This is a genomic window from Gimesia algae, from assembly GCF_007746795.1.
GTDB lineage: Bacteria > Planctomycetota > Planctomycetia > Planctomycetales > Planctomycetaceae > Gimesia > Gimesia algae.
In genome coordinates this window covers 4,887,618-4,908,718 of record NZ_CP036343.1, presented here as the reverse complement: position 1 = coordinate 4,908,718, position 21,101 = coordinate 4,887,618, and the positions used below count along the sequence as shown (strand labels likewise).

Annotated in this window: 12 protein-coding genes; 8 read left to right on the top strand and 4 right to left on the bottom strand. The window is 49.5% G+C overall.

Annotated elements, in window-relative coordinates:
• Nucleotides 1-55 precede the first annotated feature (55 nt).
• Entirely contained in the window at nt 56-1,729 is a 1,674-nt protein-coding gene (gene ettA, locus Pan161_RS18165) for an energy-dependent translational throttle protein EttA (RefSeq protein WP_145229509.1), read from the bottom strand.
• A gap of 185 nt (nt 1,730-1,914) precedes the next feature.
• Entirely contained in the window at nt 1,915-4,041 is a 2,127-nt protein-coding gene (locus Pan161_RS18160; protein ID WP_145229507.1) for a DUF2079 domain-containing protein, read from the bottom strand.
• A gap of 202 nt (nt 4,042-4,243) precedes the next feature.
• On the opposite strand from Pan161_RS18160, the gene Pan161_RS18155 reads away from it, so the two are divergent.
• The 7 genes from Pan161_RS18155 (at nt 4,244) to Pan161_RS18125 (ending at nt 16,364) form a co-directional block, all read left to right on the top strand.
• Nucleotides 4,244-4,906, top strand: a complete 663-nt coding sequence (locus Pan161_RS18155) for a nucleoside 2-deoxyribosyltransferase (protein WP_145229505.1) — start codon at nt 4,244-4,246, stop codon at nt 4,904-4,906.
• 39 nt (nt 4,907-4,945) lie between these two features.
• Nucleotides 4,946-6,277: an HD domain-containing protein gene (locus Pan161_RS18150; RefSeq protein WP_145229503.1), complete on the top strand. Its 1,332-nt coding sequence runs from the start codon at nt 4,946-4,948 to the stop codon at nt 6,275-6,277.
• Nucleotides 6,278-6,382: 105 nt separating this feature from the next.
• Nucleotides 6,383-7,615: a formylglycine-generating enzyme family protein gene (locus Pan161_RS18145; RefSeq protein ID WP_145229501.1), complete on the top strand. Its 1,233-nt coding sequence runs from the start codon at nt 6,383-6,385 to the stop codon at nt 7,613-7,615.
• A 238-nt stretch (nt 7,616-7,853) separates the two neighbouring features.
• Entirely contained in the window at nt 7,854-8,309 is a 456-nt protein-coding gene (locus Pan161_RS18140; protein WP_145229499.1) for a MarR family winged helix-turn-helix transcriptional regulator, read from the top strand.
• A 60-nt stretch (nt 8,310-8,369) separates the two neighbouring features.
• On the top strand, nt 8,370-9,665 hold the full coding sequence (locus Pan161_RS18135) for an efflux RND transporter periplasmic adaptor subunit (RefSeq protein ID WP_232103304.1): 1,296 nt from the start codon (nt 8,370-8,372) through the stop codon (nt 9,663-9,665).
• Between the two features lie 12 nt (nt 9,666-9,677).
• Nucleotides 9,678-13,265: an efflux RND transporter permease subunit gene (locus tag Pan161_RS18130; RefSeq protein ID WP_145229497.1), complete on the top strand. Its 3,588-nt coding sequence runs from the start codon at nt 9,678-9,680 to the stop codon at nt 13,263-13,265.
• A gap of 192 nt (nt 13,266-13,457) precedes the next feature.
• Entirely contained in the window at nt 13,458-16,364 is a 2,907-nt protein-coding gene (locus tag Pan161_RS18125) for an FG-GAP-like repeat-containing protein (RefSeq protein ID WP_145229494.1), read from the top strand.
• Between the two features lie 25 nt (nt 16,365-16,389).
• Here the strand turns inward: Pan161_RS18125 and Pan161_RS18120 are convergent, their stop codons facing one another.
• Entirely contained in the window at nt 16,390-17,091 is a 702-nt protein-coding gene (locus tag Pan161_RS18120; RefSeq protein WP_145229492.1) for a hypothetical protein, read from the bottom strand.
• 734 nt (nt 17,092-17,825) lie between these two features.
• On the opposite strand from Pan161_RS18120, the gene Pan161_RS18115 reads away from it, so the two are divergent.
• Entirely contained in the window at nt 17,826-18,827 is a 1,002-nt protein-coding gene (locus Pan161_RS18115) for a DUF481 domain-containing protein (RefSeq protein ID WP_197995386.1), read from the top strand.
• 21 nt (nt 18,828-18,848) lie between these two features.
• On the opposite strand, the gene Pan161_RS18110 is transcribed toward Pan161_RS18115, so the two are convergent.
• On the bottom strand, nt 18,849-20,927 hold the full coding sequence (locus tag Pan161_RS18110; protein ID WP_145229488.1) for a M20/M25/M40 family metallo-hydrolase: 2,079 nt from the start codon (nt 20,925-20,927) through the stop codon (nt 18,849-18,851).
• Nucleotides 20,928-21,101: the final 174 nt, after the last annotated feature.

Genomic DNA, 21,101 nt, shown 5'->3' with positions numbered 1-21,101 from the left:
AAAGAGGGGACTTTGAAAGTCCCCTCTTTGATCTCTATTGTGATCTGAATGAGAATTAACGTGAAAGTGGTTTGAACTGAAGTCGGTGTGGCGAGTCTGCATCTTTCCCGAGTTCTTCATGCCGCTTGGCTTCGTACATCTTGTAGTTGCCTTCAAACCAGCGAACCTGGCTGTCTCCTTCGAAGGCAATGATATGTGTCGCCAGTCGATCCAGGAACCAGCGGTCGTGGCTGACAACCAGGGCACAGCCGGTATAATGCTCGAGGCCTTCTTCGAGGGATCGCAGGGTATCGACATCAAGATCGTTGGTCGGTTCGTCCAGTAACAGCAGGTTTCCACCAGCCCTCAGAAGCTTTGCCATGTGGACCCGGTTACGTTCTCCACCAGACAGTTCACCAACCAGTTTCTGCTGATCCGGGCCTTTGAAGTTAAAACGACCTACGTAGGTACGGGCATGAATACTCGATTTTCCTACGACCAGATGTTCGTGTCCCTGAGAAATTTCCTCGTAGACAGTTTTTTTCGGGTTCAAAGAATCGCGGCTCTGATCGACATACGATAGTTCTACGGTTTCCCCTAACTCCAGTTTGCCGCTGTCAGGCTCTTCCTGTCCCATGATCATTTTAAAGAGTGTTGTTTTACCGGCTCCGTTCGGGCCGATCACTCCGACGATTCCGCCACGGGGTAATTCAAAACTGAAATTTTCAAATAACAGTTTGTCACCAAAACCTTTGGTCAAATTTTCTGCGACGAGTACCCGACTGCCCAGCGGTCGAGAAATCGGAATTTGAATATCTGATGCATCGTCCCGATTCGCATAATCTTCCGCGGCGAGTTCTTCATAGCGTTGCACGCGGGCTTTGTTCTTGGTTGCCTGGGCTTTGGGTGACATGCGGACCCATTCGAGTTCCTTCTTAAGGAATTTCTGTCGCTTTGATTCCTGTTTTTCTTCGACAGCCAGGCGTGCCTGTTTCTGTTCAAGCCAGGATGAATAATTGCCTTCAAAGGGAATGCCCCGCCCGCGTTCGAGTTCCAGAATCCAGCCGGCGACGTTATCCAGGAAGTAGCGATCGTGGGTAATTGCGACGACGGTACCCTGAAAGGTATGCAGATAGCGTTCGAGCCAGGCGACTGATTCTGCATCCAGGTGGTTGGTCGGTTCGTCCAGCAGTAACAGATCCGGATTTTGCAGCAGGATTTTACACATGGCAACGCGGCGTTGCTCACCACCGGACAAAGTGCCGATCACGGCATCACCGGGGGGCACCCGCATCGCGTCCATGGCGATTTCAAGAGTTCGGTCCAGTTCCCAGAGATTGGCGGCATCGATCTGGTCCTGCAGTGTGGCCTGCTCCTCAATCAGTTTTTCCATCTCTTCAGGACTGGGGTCCTCGCCAAACTTCATATTGACTTCATTGTAACGATCCAGAATTCCCTGAGACTCTGCGACCGCTTCGGCAATACATTCCTCAACCGTCTGATCAGGATTTAAATCGGGTTCCTGCTTGAAGTAACCAATTTTGATTCCCTTGGCAGGCCGGGCATCACCGGTGAAGCTGGTGTCCTCGCCTGCCATGATTTTCAGCAGCGTACTCTTACCTGCGCCATTGGTACCCAGGACACCGATTTTTGCTCCTGGGAAAAAGGACAGCCAAATGTCTTTTAGAACTTCTTTCTGTTCAAAGACTTTGGTGACGCCTTCCAGTTGCATAATGTATTGTTGTGCCATGACTTATTCTCTTGTCCTGCAGGACGGATACTCTAGAGTGAAGATTTAGTTTTGAACGCTTGTGTTCGACTTGCCGCATACCATAGCTGTGCGGTCACCGCAAGTCACTCGAAACGGGGGCTACTCTCGGAAATAGTCTAAAATCCCGTTAATTGGCGCTGATTTTAGTCATCCTGAAGAGGAATTCAAGGACGAACGGGGGGCTGATTTTGAGAGGATGGCGATTCAGGCTTTCGCTTCAAAATGATGAAATATCCTTCGGTCTGATCAGGCAGCAGTTCCCAGTGTCCGGGGTGATCATGGTATTCGGGGATCTGGTCGGGGGTTTTAATTTGGCTGTAAGGATGTTGTGTATCGATCACGATAAAATCTGTGTCAGCGGGGACACCCGACTGGTACTCATTCACCTTACGCAGATAGTTACTATAATCATAAGAACGGTCAAAATGTGTGAACCGGGGGTGAACAAAATCCGTGGAAGCCACGCGACTGTCAGGTGGGATCTGCGCCAGTATTTTCGGGAATTGTTCTGCGCGCTCACTCGGAACATAGAGCCGCTTCCAATACCAGTTGGAACCGGAATCCCAGAAAACCAGCCCCAGCGGGCTGATGCTGAAAAAAACTGCGGTTGCGAGGGACGAACTCCAGAGAAAGTGTATGACAAAATTCTGTCCAGAAGTGGGAGATTTTTTGAACCGGGGTGCGTGTCGTTCTAACAGCTTGGGAATGTTTCCCATCGCACAGGCAGTCGCCCAGCAGAGAATTGGGACGATGGGAGCATGGAAGTGGTGTCGCGGATCATGCGCGATTTCATTCAGGCAGAGTAGACTAAACAGAGGCAGCGCGACCAGAATTCGACTGGGTGACAGCAACGGCAGCAATCCCAGGGGGACGAGTAATGCCAGAAAATAAATCAAGGTATCAGGACGAAACAGTTCGCCCAGCAGCAGTCCCGGATTGAAGAGGATATTTTTAATGACTTCACCCAGTGTACTGCCAAAATTGCTGAAGTAGCCAACATAATGGACCTGCGCGCCACTTCGAAACCAGGGGATCGCGTATTTGACTACGAAAAGCAGATAGAGAACCGCGAAGACAGACACGACTGTTCCCGGTCCAACGGTACGTAATAAACTCTGTTTTGATTCGTCTGGAAGTTGTTTTCTCTCACACCATTGCTGCCAGGCAATCCAGAGTCCCAGCGGTCCCAGGATAATAGCGAAATCTTCTTTCGCCGTTAATGTCAGCATGAGAAGGATCGCCGCGGTCTTCCAGCGTTTTAACTCCAGGGCTTCCAGCGCAAACAGAAGGACTGGAACACCGAAGGAAATCGGGCGAAATGTTTTCAGGTCAATGGCAATATCCAGAAACTGTAGAGGGAAATAGCAGAGGTAGGCAGCCACCATTGCCTTTCCTGCAGTGGTGGAACTGCTGTGTCGAACTGCCATGCGATACAGGGGGATCGCTCCTGCAGCCAGTGCCACAGTTTCACAAAGTTCCAGGGTTAGATGAGATGGCCAGATGAGATAGAGCGGGAGCAAAAACAGATGTATGAACTGGATGTGTTCCCCCCAGAACAGTCCCTGATCCAGATAGCTGCGAAAACCTTTGCCATGAGAAAGATTCCAGAGATGCTCTTCATACATGGCCGAATCACCGTGCGGAATCAGCAGCCCGTTGTACAATTGCCAGTTCATCCAGGTGAAAATGAAAGTGAAAATTCCCATCATCAGCCAGGCGGTAAACGGGATGGATACCTTAGATTGCAAAGCCGGGTCGCGATTCGGATCATTGTGCTGGAGAGGAATGATCATGCTTGCGAAAGTCGCCATCCAGCCTGCGATACTGATCGCAAACCAGAATTGAGAAGTTGCCAGCAGAAGCCCTTCGGCACTGTTCCAACCCAGAATAAAAGTCGTGATCCGCAGTATTTCCCATGCAGCGGGTAGTAGCCACCAGCGAAATCCACGGTGTCCCCAGTCAGTCAACGCGGTTGTGAGGGGTTGACCATGGATTTTGGAGATCAGTAACGCACCTGCGAACCAGAAACCGCAGGCAGAGATCAGTAGATAGAGCAGTAAAGGGAAAAAAGGGATGATGGCTGTTTGACTGGCGAGATCGATTTTACCGGACCAGGATTGGAGCAGTGACTGCCAGAGCGGGACACTCACATACAGAGTCGCGATGTCCTGTGTGCCGAAAATAGTCTGTAATGCCAGTGTGACAGAACCACTGCCCAGTAAAATGCAAAGCAGGGCAAAGGTAAGCTGTCGGCTGTCGATAGATGATTTGGTGGCAGGACGCTGGTTCATTAATTTCGATCTGGATTCAGGTACACATCAGCAGATTGTGACAGGACAGGTGATTCAAATTCCAGTTTTTTAGAGAAGCAGGCTGAAAAGAATCTGATTCGGGTGAAAAAAAACGGGCTCTTGTTACAATATTCGGCACGACCTCTCTCAATCAACATTCTAAATGGTTTTCATTCAGCAGGGAAGCATTACAGGTTAGACCATGAAACATTCTGATGAGCCGATTCGCGTTTACTGTGCAGGTCCGCTGTTCAATCGCAGTGAACGTGAAGAAATGACAGCAATCGCCAATCAGTTAATGGAGTCCGGTTACACGGTTTACCTGCCCCACCGTGATGGCATGGAGTTTCGGCTGATATTGGATGTCCTGGTGGAACGGAACTGGGACAAGCCGACTGCTGCTCAGTTTCTGCATGAGGCAATCTTTGCACTCGATGTTTATCAGCTGATAATAGAATGTGAGGCGATGGTCTGGAACCTGAATGGTCGTACGCCGGATGAAGGGGCGGTTTCTGAAGCGGCAATGGCCTGGATGCTGGGCAAACCATTGATCGCCTATCAGGATGACGTACGTTCGCTCATTCAGGGCAGAGTTAATCCATTGCTGGTGGGAATGGTGAATTTTGAATCAGTCGATGAGATCGAACTCATTTCGAATACACTTTCTGAAGCGATCAAGAATCAGGGACTCAAATCACCTGTCTCAACTGATCAATTACCCCCGAAGGTTCAACAGGCAATCAAAGCAGGGCACGTTTTGTGGGAAGCACTCTGTTCTGAAGGGGCACAGGAAGATAATGAGCGGATTGCCGCTGTCGTCGAAGAACTCTTCGCTCCCAATGATCCCTCTGCAATCCTCGCCTGATCTTTAAGCTTAAGCGACCGGAAAAACTGTTGAAGTCCTATGAACCATCCTTATGTAGAGATCCCAGAGTTATCGAGTCTGCAGTCGGGCAGTGGCCTCGTGCGAATTCCCTACCAGCAGGATGTACCTTTTACCAAACGAGTGCGGGCGCTGGTTGACACCGCCGAATTTCGCCGTCTGTCGCATATCACACAACTGGGGTTTACTGCGCTCGTTTACCCGGGGGCAACTCATACTCGGTTCGAACACGCGCTGGGCGTGTATCAGAATGCGCTGCAGTATCTCTGGCAGTTAGGGAAAGACCCGCGTTTCACTGCTACGATTAATGTTCATACTGCAGAAGTTCTGATCGCGGCGGCCTTACTGCATGATCTGGGGCACTGGCCTTTCTGTCATTTGATTGAAGATATGTCGCTGGAGGGGATTCCGCGGCATGAAGCATTTGCTAAAGAGTTTCTTTCAGATGCTCGTGAACTGGCAGAGATTCTGCGATCAGAATGGGGAATTGAACCAGCCGAAGTTCTGGATATTTTAGTGCCCAGTTCCGACACACCGGAAATGCGACTGGTACGTTCGATTCTGTCCGGTCCCATTGATATCGACAAGATGGATTACCTTGATCGGGACAGCCTGCATGCCGGTGTTCCCTATGGCCGTAATTTTGATAAAAATCGACTGATTCACTCGTTAATGGTCAATGCAGCCGGCGATGGACTGGCGATCGGCTCTAAAGGAAAAACGGCAGCCGAACTGATGGTATTTGCCCGTTATGTCATGTTCAGCGAAGTGTACTGGCATCATGCCGTCCGTTCAGCCAGTACTATGTTTGCGCGGGCCTTCTACCATCTGTATCCGCATCTGGATCTCTCCAGTTACTTCCAGCTGACGGAAGCCGATTCGATTACCGTCTTACGTGCGCAAGCGCGCGGAACGGAATGTGAACGTCTGGTTGAAGGAGTTTTCAGTACGAAGCGACTGTTGTATAAGCGCGTGGCAGAATTCAGTTATTATGAATCTTCTGAGGTTTTCGAATTGATTGCACATCAGCCGGTATCATCACTGGTACGCTGGAGTGAGAATCTGGCTAAACGGCTTACTAAGAAATTTCATCAACCGGTTGCCTCCACGGATATTCTGATTGACGCGCCTCCCACGCATCGCGAAGTGGAATTCAATGTCGAAATTTACTCCTCACGCGAGGCAAAATATCAACCGCTGCATGTTGTGTCTCCGGTGGTCGATACCCTGGCCCGTAAGCAGTTTGATGATTTTGTGAAACGAGTGCGGGTTTTCGCTCATCCCGACATTGCCCGGCTTTGTGTGGAGATGGATGATTTTGAAAACATGTTGATTGCATCGGTCGCAGAATGATTCTATTGAGATAAAAAAACACTGTTTTTCATAAACTCGCTATGATAGACTTGGGATGTCATTAGTACCGTCAGACCCTTTATTCAAAAATGGCTGGTCTCTAACATGATCCGAAATTGTCAATTCAATGAAAAAGTTTGTGCTGTTGTTGCAGGATTTTCTCTGTTGTTCCTCGTGGGATGCGGTGGAGGCAGTGATCCGGTCAAGCAACAGTCACAACCGCCCCGTCAGGCCGCTGGCTCTTCTACTAATATGCGGGCGCCGACTTTAAAGCCGACTGGAGTCAAACCAACTTCAAAAAAAACTGTGAACAAAACTCAGACAGTGCCAGAGGGGAATCCGGATGATCTGTTCGAAGTGGTCGATTACGTTCATAACTTTGAGATTCAGAAACCGGATCCAGCGGGTCAGTCTGAAGATGAATTTGTAGCTCTGTTGCCTGCGGGAGCGGGTGTGAACGCATCCAGTTTTTCCATCGTCAAATCTGGTACAGAAGCCGAGCCGCATCAACCGGACCCTTCGTTCAAATTGCCGGAGGGCTTTACTGCGATCAAAGAAGCTGGTTATTCACAGCAGGGGCTTCCCAACCGAATTCGCTGCGATCTGGACTATAGTGAAATGGTGCTGGTTCCAGCAGGAGTTTCTGTACAGGGAGTCGTTGCTGGCGACGCGAATGCCAAACCTCAGTTTTCTGTTTATCAGGATGCCTTTTATATCGACGTGCATGAAGTGACGCTGGAGCAATATCGTCGCTGGCGTTCAGAAATGATTGCAAAGAAAGGGAAAGTCCCGGAACCTGCAGGCAATGATTCTCAACCCTCGAATTTGCCGGCGATGGGGATTTCCTACACGGATGCTCTCAATTATTCTCGTTCCATGAATAAGCAGCTTCCACGAGAGACGCAATGGGAAAAAGCAGCGCGGGGAGAGCAGGGCTTTACGTACCCCTGGGGGAGTGGCAGACCACTCTGGCAGGTAACCCGTCAGCCCGGACAAATTGACCCCGTAGCAACATTTTCCGGCGACCGCAGCCCTTATGGGGTTTATGATATGGCGGGAAATGCCCGCGAATGGTGCGATGACTGGTACTCGAAAAATGCGTATCAGGCAGCTCTGGCTCTATCTGATGCAGGTGTCGTTCGCGACTGGATGGGACCCCGACGAGCTGTTGAACCGAGCATGCGAGTGGTACGGGGGAATCAGAAATCCTGGGAAGTCTGGAAACGGACTGGAGAAAACATGAGAACGCCACCTGCCGATGTAGGATTTCGCTGTGTGCTTAATCTGAAATCCGCCTCAGCTACCCCGGAAAAAACTAAATCAGGCAGTACTTTTTGAACCTTGGTTCCTGTTGTTTTTTGGCATCATTCTTTGTTCAGGGTTGCTAGTTCCAGCAAGAATCTGGAAATCTCTATCGAAAAATCGCTAGATCTCCTCTGGCTGCTTAAATAAAAGCATCAAAGCGGGATAGATCGCGAAATCAGGTCTTGTCACAGGGTTGATTTCATTAGTATAACAGGGCTAATGATTAGCCAGGCTAATGAATCCGGTGTTCTCGTTTCACAAGGAGAGACTGATGCTGCAATATGACTTTGAAGAAAGTGTAGGATACTGGATCACCATGACCTCGCACTTCTATCATGGTGCATTGAATCAGGAATTAATTCCCTATGGAATCACATTCCGTCAGTTTCAGGTGATTGGCTGGCTGGTTTATTCAGGTCCTCTTTCCCAGGTTGAGCTGGCAGACCGGATGATGATTGAACCTCCCACACTCGTGCGCATTCTGGATCGAATGGAACGCGATGAATGGATCAAACGCGAAAATGATCCAACTGACCGCCGTCGCAAGGTGATCAATGTTCTACCGGAAGCAAGACCTGTCTGGACAAAGATGGTGGCCTGTCTAAAGCGTCTCAGGAAGAAAGCAACCGATGGCATGACTCCCGAACAGGTACAGACACTGAAATCATTACTGGCCCAGGTCCAGGAAAACCTGGGAGCCCAGGTAACCGAACTTGAAAGTTCCTGAAACACAAAAATTCTTCCTTCAGGCAGATTCAACAAACTTGATAAAACGTTGAGGAATCAAATGAGAATAGCAACCAGTCTTGCTGTAGTGATTTGCATGACGGTCATGGCAGTAAAACCACTTCAGGCACAACGGGGGCCTGCTCCTGTCGCTGTGGCAGAGATTGTTCAAAAGGATGTCGCTGCGGGGCAGACCTTTGTCGGCACGGTCCATCCTATCAAACGGAGTGTGATCGGCAGCGCGGTCGGCGGACGTGTAGCGGAGTTTCCTGTCAATGAAGGAGATTACGTCAAAGCAAAACAGCCGCTGGCCCAACTGTTGACTAATACAATCAATCTTGAAGTGGATGCAGAAAAAGCTGAGCTGAAACTGCGCCAACATGAGTTGGAAGAGCTGGAGAACGGGTCGCGTCCAGATGAAATTAAGCGTGCCAAAGCACTGATGATGGCGGCCCGAGCGGAAAGTGAGTACCAGACCAAACGCCGCAAGCGACTGGAATCTCTCTACGCCCGCAAAGCCGTCAACGACGATGATATTCAGTCTGTCGTCTCTGAATCCATTCGTGCTGATGAATTGTATGAAGAAGCGCAGGCCGCTTATCAACTGGCCGTCGAGGGGCCCCGAAAAGAGAAAATTGACCAGGCACGTGCCCGTGTTGCAATCCAGCAAGCACTTGTTGACGAACTCGAAAGCAAGGTGGTCAAGCATACGATCATCACTCCCTTCAATGGTTATGTCGTTGCCGAACACACGGAAGTCGGTCAGTGGGTCAATTCCGGAGAACTTGTTGCCGAAGTCATCGCTTTGGATCAGGTGGATATCAACGTGCAGGTACTCGAAAACCATATTCCTCATGTCCGCTTGGGTATGGAAGTCAGAGTGGAAATTCCTGCCATTCCTGATCAGGTCTTTACGGGCGAAGTGGCACTGATTGTTCCACAGGCAGATGTCCGTGCCCGGACGTTTCCTGTCAAAGTTCGAGTCAAAAATACGATTACAAAGGATGGTCCCCTGTTGAAATCAGGAATGCTGGCCCGGGCAGTACTGCCTACGGGGCCGAAGCAGTCGGCATTGCTGGTTTCCAAGGATGCATTGGTACTGGGGGGGCCTTCCCCGATGATTTATGTTGTGGATCATGAGAAAGGGGAACAGAAGCAGGGGAAAGCCCGTGTTGTTCCGGTCCAGGTGGGGGTGTCAGAGGGGCGGCTGATTCAGGTAAAAGGAGATCTGATGCCAGGGCAACAGGTTGTCATCCGTGGGAATGAGCGTCTACGACCTGGTCAGGATGTTATTGTATCGGAAATCCTGGCTCCCGACGCGGAACCCAAGGCCAAAGCCATCAATACAAAAGGGTAACGAGGAACCATCATGAATCTGATTACTGCCATTATCCATAATCCGGTTAAGGTGACCGTAGGTGTATTGTTAACGGTGCTGTTTGGTCTGGTTGCGCTGATCCGGATGCCGATGCAATTAACCCCCGAGGTTCAGCGTCCTACAATTACTGTTGAAACACGCTGGCCAGGTGCCAGTCCGCAGGAGGTCGAGCGCGAAATTGTTCTGGAGCAGGAAGAGCAACTGAAGAGTGTGGAAGGTATAACCAAGTTGAGTTCCGAAAGCGCAGACTCCAAAGGGACCATCACGCTGGAATTTCTGGTGGGTACCAATATGGATGAAGCGCTGCTCAAGGTAAACTCGCGCCTGCAGCAGGTTCCAGAATATCCGGAAGATGCCGATCAGCCGATTATCAGCACAGCCAATGCCGCGGATCGACCGATTGCCTGGTTTATTCTCAGCAGTCGTCTCCCGTCCGAAGATAAAATTATCGCGTTTGCAGAAAAACATCCCGAATTGAAAGATCGTCTGGAGATAATTCGCAACACCCCCAATCCCGGACTGGCGATGTTGCGTCTCCGTCTGTTGTCGGATGAGTATCCCGATGTCCGCGGAGAGATTCTGCCCAAAGAAGATATTGAAGTCACCAAATTACGGCGTTTTGCAGAAGATGAAATCGAAGCCCGCTTTGAACGCGTTGCTGGGGTTTCCCAGTCAAATGTGCTGGGAGGACTGGAAGATGAGTTGCAGGTCGTCGTCGATTCGGAACAACTTGCGGCACGTCAGTTGACGATCGCGGATGTACGTCGAGTACTCCGTGGTCAAAATGCAGACACCTCCGCCGGCGATTTCTGGGAAGGGAAACGACGTTGGGTCGTGCGAACACTGGGGCAGTTTCGTAATAAAGAAGAAGTCGAAAATCAACTGCTGGCCATTCGTGATAGCGCACCGGTTTATGTCAGAGATGTAGCGGAAGTCAAACTGGGGTACAAAAAACCGGATGGCCTGGTACGGCGTTTTGGTGAATCGAGCATCGCGGTGAATTGTATCCGAGAAACGGGTGCCAACGTTCTGGAGATCATGGACGGGTTACGGGAAGCCGCAGAAGATATTGATGAAAATATTCTCAAGCCGCGGGGGCTGCAGCTGGTTCAGGTTTATGATGAAACAGATTATATCTATTCTTCGATCGACCTGGTAAAGAACAATATCTTTATCGGTGGCGCCCTGACCATGATCGTATTGATGTCATTCTTGCATCTGGGAATTCGCACGCTGATCGTGGTGCCGTTTATTATCCTCACTGCAATTGCAGCGGTGTATATCTCCCCCTGGTTTTTCGCTGTTTGTCTGGCGTTAATCATAGGTGCCGGCTTCTGGTTTGCTCGCGGGGCAGTGGTGGTGGGCCTGGCGATTCCGACCAGTATCATCGGGACATTTCTCATTCTGGGGTTGATGGGACGTTCGTTAAATGTGATCAGTCTGGCTGGTCTGGCATTCGCTGTCGGGATGCTTGTTGACAATGCGGTGGTAGTTCTGGAAAATATCTTCCGTCGTTATTCGCTGGGCGAATCACCCTTCCGGGCAGCGATCAAAGGGACCCAGGAAGTCTGGGGTGCAGTTCTGGCCTCGACCCTGACGACGATTGCCGTCTTTTTACCAGTCGTCTTCATCCAGGAAGAAGCAGGTCAGCTGTTTCAGGATATTGCGTTGGCGATCAGTGCCGCAGTTGGACTGTCGCTGCTGGTCTCCATGACCTTGATCTCGACCGCTTCGGCCCGCCTGTTACACAAGCGGGAAGGTCAAGATATCGAAGATATGCGCGTGGTTGATCATCCAGAGCCGGAAGAATCTCGACGGCAAGGTACACTCCACAGGTTGATCATCGGTCCGATTGAATCGGCGGGCGCTCTGTTCGTAAAATTAGTGGTTGGTACCAATCACTGGATTCAGCAGGGGCTGCTGCGACGACTGGTGGTGACAGGTATTCTGGTAGGTGCTGCCTTCGGTATCAGCTGGCAACTTTGGCCGAAAGTTGAGTATCTACCGACAGGGAACCGCAATCTGATATTCTGCATTCTACTCCCCCCCCCTGGATATAATATGAACCAACTGATGGAGCTTGGTGAAGCGGTTGAATCTGATCTACGCCCTTACTGGGATATTATGAACCCGGAAAGTGAAGAAGCTAAAAATCTGGATTATCCCGTGATTGGCGATTTCTTTTTCGTGGCCCGGGGACGTATGGTCTTCATGGGGATTCGTGCGCATGATTCACAGCGTGTGGGTGAATTGATTCCACTTATCCAGCAGGCTGGAGCAAAGCTTGAAGGAACATTTGCCGTGGCGAAACAGTCAAGTCTGTTCGAACAGGGGCTGACTGGTGGACGAACTGTGGAAGTGGAAATCATTGGTCCTGACCTTGAAAAACTGGTCGGAATGGGAACTCAGATTCTGGTTAAAGTCAAGGGGATTCGGGATAAGGAAAAAGTAATCCTTGAGGGGATCATCCCCGATGCTCAGGTGCGTCCTGTACCCAGTCTGGACCTTTCCAGCCCTGAAGTGCATATTAAACCAAAACTGGTGCAGGCAGCCGAAATGGGCGTGAGCAGTGCCGACCTGGGTTATATGGCTAATGCTTTAATCGACGGCGCTTTTGCCGGTGATTATTATTTGGGGGGCGATAAAATTGACTTATCGATTGTCGGAGAATCGCGTCATATTCAGAACACCCAAGACGTAAAAGCCATATCAGTCGCGACTCCCATTGGTCAACTCGTTCCCCTGGAAGCTTTGGCAAATATCGAGATTGCCAGCGGGCCAGAACAGGTGAATCATCGTGAACGCCAGCGGGCGATTACGATTGAAGTCTCACCTCCTGAAGCGATGGCGCTGGAAGATGCGATGCAGCAGATCCAGGACAAAATCGTACAGCCCATGCGGGACAGTGGTCAACTAGACGGCGGTTACCGGATTATGCTTTCCGGTACAGCAGACAAGCTGCGCGATACCTGGGCGGCTTTGCAGTTTAATGTACTGCTGGCGTTGATGATTACCTACCTGTTGATGGCGGCATTGTTCGAGTCGTGGCTGTATCCGCTGGTTATTATTTTCAGTGTGCCCCTCGGCGCGGTCGGTGGAATTCTAGGGCTCAGTATTTTGAATCTCTTTATGCTCCAGACACTGGATGTGCTCACCATGCTGGGCTTTGTGATCCTGATCGGAACTGTAGTGAATAATCCGATTCTGATTATCCACCAGTCTCTGAATCATATTAACGATGATGGTATGACTCCCCGGGAAGCGATTCTGGAAAGTATCCGGACTCGAATTCGTCCGATCTTTATGACGACGACCACAACTGTGTTGGGGCTGTTGCCACTGGTATTGTTTCCCGGTTCCGGAAGTGAACTCTATCGTGGGCTGGGAAGTGTGGTGCTGGGAGGATTAATCGTGTCTACTTTGTTTACACTGATTCTGGTTCCCACGCTGTTCAGTCTGACGATGGACGCCAAAGCATGGGGGCTGAATTTGTTACGACCCAGCACATTGAAACAGGCAAAGCAGTCTGCTGCTCCCAGTGAGGTTGAGATTGAATCCAAGGAAAATGTGACTGTGTAAAGACTCGCTTATCTGGTCGTGCCGTGTAATACAATTTGTGGCAGGCGGCGTGTAAGAGAGCGTCGAGTACTCAACTTTATACTGAAGGAAGTGGCATTCTGTCAGAGGCAGTTTAATTGAGGCATCCCGTTTCGGCTCTCGCAGGATGGAATCATTCTTTTTCGGAGTGAAAGTATCAGGACGTTAGTACGTGTGATCTGGATCGGTGTGATATTCCTGGCAGTGGGGGTCGCCGTTTATTTTTCAGGACTGCTGGAGCAGGACCCGGACGCAGTCTTTCAACGGGCTTCTTATGCATTTCGAATGGAGAAATTCGAGGAAGCGAAACAGTTTGTTGATCAACTGCTCGATTCTCCATCTCATCAGGTTCCGGCGGCAATGCTGGGCGCAGAGATTGCAATTAAAGAACGCAATCCGGTGGAAGCCATTCAGTATTATGAGCATGTTCCCGATAATGGCAGTCGGGAAGCATTGAAGGCCAGAATCCGTTCCGGCGAACTGTATCTGTTTCAGTTGAATCAACTGTCAAAATCACAAGATGAATTTCTACGTGCGCAAAAGTCGTTTCCCGATGATCCCCTGGTACTCGAGAGACTGTCCTATCTCTATGGACTGACCGCGCGTTCCTGGGAAGCGATTCCCGTCAGACTCAAACTGCTGCAGCAGGACCGGATTGATCCTCTGGTTCTCTATCTGCTGGCGATGAGTGATCGGTCTCTGGAGAATCCACAGTTGATTTCCGAGTATGCAGCAGCGGCACCAGATGATCCACTGGTCCAACTTGTACAGGGACGGCTGGAAATCGACAGACAGGAATATACGGCGGCGGAAAAACGGTTGTTGCAACTGGTTTCGACTCAACCTGAACTCAGCCAGGCGCAGGTATTACTGGGGCAGATCCTGTTACAGAAAGGTGATGAACGTCGCTTCAAGAAATGGCAGGAATCGTTATCAGATCACGTTCGTAAGCATCCTGATATCTGGAGTATCGAAGGACAGTGGTACCAGCAGCAGGGACAACGTGATTCAGCCATCCTTTGTTTTGCAGAAGCACTCAAAAGGGATTCGACAAATTCAACTTCCTGTTATCAACTGGGGCAACTGCTGTTTCAGACAGAAAACGAAAACGCAAAATTCCTGCTGGAATACGCGAAGAAACTGCAGGAGTATGAAGGCCTCGTCAAAGTGGTCTATGGCGATAAAGATCTTCAGGCCGCGAAGCAACTGGTTGTGCTGGCGAAAGAATTGGGGTTACTCTGGGAAGCGTATGGCTGGAGTCGGGCGTCACGACTGCTTGATCCGCAACTGGCATGGGCACAGGCAACAGAAAGTGAAATTAAACCTGTGTTGGCAAACTTGTCGCTCACCAGAATGATTGCAGACAGGAATCCCGTCTCATATTTTCAGCTTCCCCAGCAGAAAACAGTCTCAGGCGGGAACACGCCAGGGAAGTTGAATCAGCGTATAGATGTCCAAGTGGTCTCTTCCATCTCGTTTGAGGAAGTTGCTGAAGCTGCGGGGATTTCATTTCAATATTTTAATGGTCATGCCTGGCCTGATACCGCTTATAAAATGTATGAATTCACCGGAGGAGGAGTTGGCATTCTGGATTTTAACGCGGATGGCTGGCCGGATATCTATCTGACACAGGGGACCTCCTGGCCTGTGAACGGAGAGCAGAAACAATATTATGATCGCCTGTTTACGAATCAGGGAAATGGTACATTTCGTGATGTGACCAGTTCAACGGGTATCTTCGAAAACCAATTCAGTCAGGGAGTCACAATCGGTGATCTGAATAATGATGGCTTTGATGATATCTACGTTGGCAATATCGGGTTAAATCAGTTGTATCTGAATAATGGAGACGGGACGTATTCTAAATCAGATCAGGCACAGGGATCAGACAGAGACTGGACAACCAGTTGTCTGATCGCCGATTTGAACGGCGATGGTGGGCCGGAGATCTACGCCGTCAACTATCTTACGGCAGACGATGTCTTTGACCGTGTCTGTCAAAATGCAGATGGCTCAGAGCGGTCCTGTATGCCATTAAATTTTCCGGGAGCACAGGATCAGCTATTTGAGAATTTGAATAACGGTCAGTTCGAAAATATTACCTCATCCTCTGGCATTCAGGTCGCACAAGGAAAAGGGCTGGGGATCATTGTTGCTGATCTGAAAGGAAACGGGTTTCCTGATCTGTTCATCGCCAACGATGCGGTTGCCAATTTTTTTATGGTGAATCAGGGGACACGAAAGACAACGTTTCAGGAAGAGGCGCTGCTGTCGGGCCTGGCTTTGAATGCGCAGGGGCGAACAGAAGCCTGTATGGGGATTGCGGCAGGAGACGCCGATGCGGATGGGCTGCTGGATTTCTATGTAACCAACTATTACCGGGAAACAAACACCCTGTACCGCCAGATGGCGCCTGACGCTTTCATTGATGAAACACAGTCTGCGAAATTGTCCGATACGACGCGCTATCAACTTGGATTCGGAACACAATTTCTGGATGCTGACCTGGATGGCCTGCTGGATCTGCTGATCGTTAACGGGCATGTCGAAGATCTGTCGGCAGAAGATGTACCCTGGCAGATGCAGCCGCAGTTGATGCTGAATCGGGGTAAGGGAGTTTTTCTTCAATTACAGACACCTGGAATGGGTTCCTTTTTTAAGCAGAAACGGCTGGGAAGGGGGCTGGCTCGTGTCGACTGGAATCGAGATGGCCGGGAAGAGGCGGTGGTGACCAGTCTGGATCAACCTGTGGCGTTACTCAAAAATACGACAGAACCACACGGGCATCGGCTCGTCGTAACTCTGACAGGAACAAAATCCAGTCGCGACGCCATTGGTACGACAGTGCGTTTGAAGGCAAAAGATCAGACACTGTTTCGGCAGTTGACTGCCGGCGATGGTTATCAGGCTCGTAATCAACGTAATCTTTTTTTGGGGACAGGAGAACGCACGGCTGATGTGCGGCTTGAAGTCAGCTGGCCTTCAGGACTGAAGCAGGTGTTCGAGGGGATTGCCATTGATCAGGAAATACAACTGATTGAAGGGCAGACGACACCGGTTGTCAAACGGATCTTCGAATGAGTTGACTGTAGAAGTGAACTGGGATTCAGATCGAATCTGAATGTTCGAATTCGATCCCCAGGCGGTACTTCAACTGCTCCAGTTCTTCAATGGATTCATCACTGGATGAGTGCACATGCTCTGCTTCTGTTATGAATTTCAGATCGTTAATATGGGGGATCCCATATTCCTCCAGCGTCTGTTCGAACTGTTCAATTCCCTGGCCATACATAATCAGTAGTTTGTGTTCATCGAACTGAACTTCCAGAGGGATCTGCGGGTTCAAAACAGCAATTCCTGCACAGCCGTCATTCAGGAGCAGATCTTCGTAATCGTAAAGTGTACTTTTCAGAACAGGCAGATCCATGTGCTCGCGATACAGGTCCTGATGCTGGTTATTGGCACCGTCGTGGCTGGTTTCCAGCACAACATCCACTTCATACCCCAGCGGATCCAACAGATCGATAAAGAGATCAAATAGAATTTCCCGAGAAGCAGAAGCCATCAGGACGGGAATTTTAATCCCGGTTTCTTTGTCGGTGTAGATATCATGACGATAGCCAGCCTGAGGGACGACTTCCAGATCGTAAGAAGGTCGAATTGCATCAGTCAGCATAAAGTTGCCGTACTTTGCAATTCTCAAATGTGTTTCTAACTGGTCTTCTGAGAGACTCTCGAAGCTGCTGCGCGCTTTGCCCGCGGCATTATCTCGATAAGTCGTCTTCAAGAATCGTTTCAAGAATCCCATAATTAAATCTTTCCCCCTCACGACAGGCAACAATCATGTCGCCAACCGGGCTAGAACAGCCCATGTATTGCTTAGTGTTTTGATTTGTTGGTTGACTCGTCAGTAAGTTCACTGCTGCTGGCCCGGAACGAACTGCAATCAAAAAAACTTTAGCACGTAAAATAAGGCGAGGTCTGAAGTACTCAGCATGTTGTCTGCTTTTTTGCTGAGTATGAGACGGGGAAGCCGGAAGGATGAGATACAGAAAGAGTTCCAGACAGTTAAAATGTCCGGTTATGCTGATCGGGTAAGTTACCGGATCTGATTTGGGGGATAGAAACGGTCAGAACTGCTGTATTCCGTGTGACCGTTACGATAGTACTGGGTCAGAAAAAAAATAATGAGCCCTTTGCAATTGGATGATATATAAGTGTCTGTTTAACAATGGGTTAGGGGAAATATCTATCTGATTCCTGATAATAGATAGCTGTCGCAACTGGTTACCAGATTGAGCAGAAACTCACATTGCAGTAACTCAGGATCCTTATTATTATTCGCACCCCCTCTCCTGTTCTGAAATTATGAACTCCACATCGATATCCTGAATCTCACAACTGAGTTGTCCAGCCACGGATGGTTAAATGGGTTGTTCCAGCCTCTTTATTCAATCAAATAATCTTCTGCAGATCCTCTTGATACAATTTGTGTGTCTCTGCGGGCTTACGGGCATTGCGAATTCAGCCGAAGATTACGAAATGGAAACACTTTATCTGAAGAGCGGCGAGTTTTTCTCAGGTGAAAGTATTGGATTTGAGAATGGAAACATTCTGTTTCGGCTGTCAGACGGACAAGTGCAGTCCATTCTACTGGAGAATGTGGATCGTCTGGAATATAAGGGGACTGGTAACGCAGCCGGTGAAGGAGATCAACTTCTGGTCAGTAATGACAATGCGGAATTACCACCATTACCTTCGATGATCAATCAGGTTCCGGTACCGCAACCACTGGGAGTCGCTCCCGATCTGGATGCGGGCGTAGATGACGAATCGGCTTTTGGACAAATTTCCGAATATTCAGATCAATGCTGGGAGTATGTCGAAATCTGGACGAAACGGTTCGAACTGGGAGGGACATTTCTGTCAGGAAATACCGATCGGGATTACGTTACAACAGGGTTGAATCTCGAAAAATCGGACAATGATAATTTGTTCGAGTTCGAAATTGGTGGTCGCTGGGGGCAGGCAAATGGAGTTCGGGATGCAAATCGCTGGTATGGAAATGCTACGTTAGATATTGCACGTACGACCAATTGGATCGTCTTCGTCACGAATAAGAATACGTATGATGAATTCGAAAACCTGGACTGGCGTGGAACGATTTCCTCCGGTTTGGGGTATCGGTTTATTAATGAAGGTGACAAACGACTGATTATTCGTATCGGTCCTGGTGGAACGCGTGAAATTTATAACAGCCCCACATTGAAGCGAACCACGTTCGATGTGTTTGCGGAACTCGAGTTTAAGTGGCCGCTTTCCGACCATATCAAGCTGGAACATAAGCAGACCTGGACTCCCAGTGTGGATGTAGCACAGATTCTACGTGTCACGACCGAAACCGGACTGTTGTTCAAGCTGGATAATCAAGATCGATGGAATCTGCGGATGGGACTTCTGCAGGTTTATAACTCATTTCCGAACGCTGGTCGCAAGAAAAGTGATTACACGGGAAGTGTTTCACTGGTCTATACACGCAAGTAGTTACCAGTATCACGGCTGACTTTATTTGGGTTTTCCCAGTTTGACGGTCAGCTTTTCCCGTTTCCCCTCCCGCATAACTGTCACTTCCACTTCTTCCCCGGGAGAGAACATGCGAAGTGCCAGATCAAAATCGTCGAGTCCGTCGATTTTTGTTTTTCCCATTTTGATGATGGTGTCGCCGGCTTTCAGGCCCGCTTTATCAGCTGGGCTTCCGGGAGAAGCGCCGGAAATATGATAGCCGGGACCTTCTCCACCGAAATCCGGAATGCTGCCAAAATAAGGACGATTACCAGATCGCATGGTGGTGGCGGGGCGTTCGATTTTCACATACTCAGGACGCTTCGGATTTTCGGCAGTCGCTATGGCAATCTCTTCCAGAAAACCGACGACTCGCTGCATGCCTGGAATGTTGATTTTGTCCCAGTCATCAGAAGGCCGATGGTAGTCGCTGTGTGTCCCGGTAAATAGATGGAGCACGGGAATCAGTTTCCCGTAGAAGGAACTGTGATCACTGGGACCAAAACCCTCTGGTTTAAGTGACAGCTTCAAGTCGTATGCTTTCGCTGATTCCTGGACGAGTTTTTCCCAGCGGGGCGCCGTCCCCGTTCCGAAGACCGTCAATTTATCATCGGTCAGTCGTCCCACCATATCCATGTTTAACATGGCGACTGTGTTTTTGATATCGAAAACAGGATTTTTGACATAATGTGCAGAGCCAATCAGTCCCCGTTCTTCACCGGTAAATGCAATAAAGACTATTCGGCGTGGCAGTGGTGTTTTACGGGCTGACAGCCTACGTGCCAGTTCAATAAGAGCGACAGTGCCGGACGCATTATCATCTGCTCCGTTATGAACATCGGTCGAACCGGGGGCCAGTGAACCTTCCCCACCGTATCCCACGTGATCGTAGTGGGCACCAATTACAATGGTTTCATCAGCATGCGGGCCTTTCCCTTCGAGAACACCAATCACATTTTTGATTTCAGTACGGATCTGCTCAACGGATATCTCACCCTTGGCTTTCCAGTCCGTCAGGACAAAGCTTTCCGGTTTGAGATCTTTATCAATATTCTGTTCCAGTTCCTGCAGCATGGGTTTCCCGGCTGCTTTGAACAACTGGTTGCAGGCATCGATGGTAATATGTGCGATTGGTATCGAGCGTCCGTCTCCACCGCCAGCGTAACCGAACTCCATCAATTTATCGAACTTCGCGTCTTTTAAAACCTGCCTCGCCTGCTGTACGTCGTGTAACGCTTTCTTGAGCTCACGTTCCGCTTCTTCCTGTTTTTTATCGTTCGCTTTCTCCCACTTTTCCGACGCCGTGATCAGCTCTTCAATGGCATCCTGCTCGAGTTCTTGCGCTTCTTTTTTATTTTCTTGTGTAGAATTGACATCATTGACGAACAGGATCGCTTTGGCTCCTTTGCCAAATGCCGTACTGACTTTGTACCGCAAGGCAGCATAACGGGAGATTCCATGAGCGCCGGCAAACGGGCTTTTTTTATCACCCTGTTGAGGAGTCCGACGCATGATGATCACGACCTTATCTTTGACGTCCACACTGGCGTAGTCATTGTATTTCAGATCATTGGCATCAATTCCATATCCGCAGAAAACCAGTTCTGCATCGAATTTCCCCGAACCTCCAAATGAGCAGGAGCGAAAGTTCTGATCATACTGCAGGGGAATCGTTTTTCCATCCGGGCCTGTCAGTTCCAATTGATTGACCGGCCCCAGTTTACTCCCCGTATTGATCGTAAATTTCTGGAAGGCACCCTCTTCGATGACCTTTACATTCAAACCGGCCTGCTGAAACTCCTTGGCAATATAATCTGCAGCGAGGTTGATACCCTGAGTGTCCACGCCACGGCCTTCCAGTTCATCGGAAGCCAGATATTTGATCGCATCCAGCATGCGTTTGCCACTGGCGGCATCCGATTCTGGTTCCGTTTCGACTCCCGGCTTTGCTGATTTGGCAGGTGTCTCGCCGAAAACGAGGGAGAAGCCTGGGGGACAGAGCAGGCTCAAACCGATCAGACTGAATAAGCAGGCTCTGAATAAAACGGGGATTACAGCGGATTTGATATTCCAGACAGACATAAAACCTCTTTCTCTTTCGATTTGTCTGTAAAACAGGTCATTACATATTACGTCAACTGTGCGGCGGATGTTGGAATGACACGTCAGTTTCGACTGTCATTGAGTTGACGTACAATCTATTTTCGCATTTGCCAGTCGGAATGGAAGTCAGTACACAGGATTAAATGGAAATTC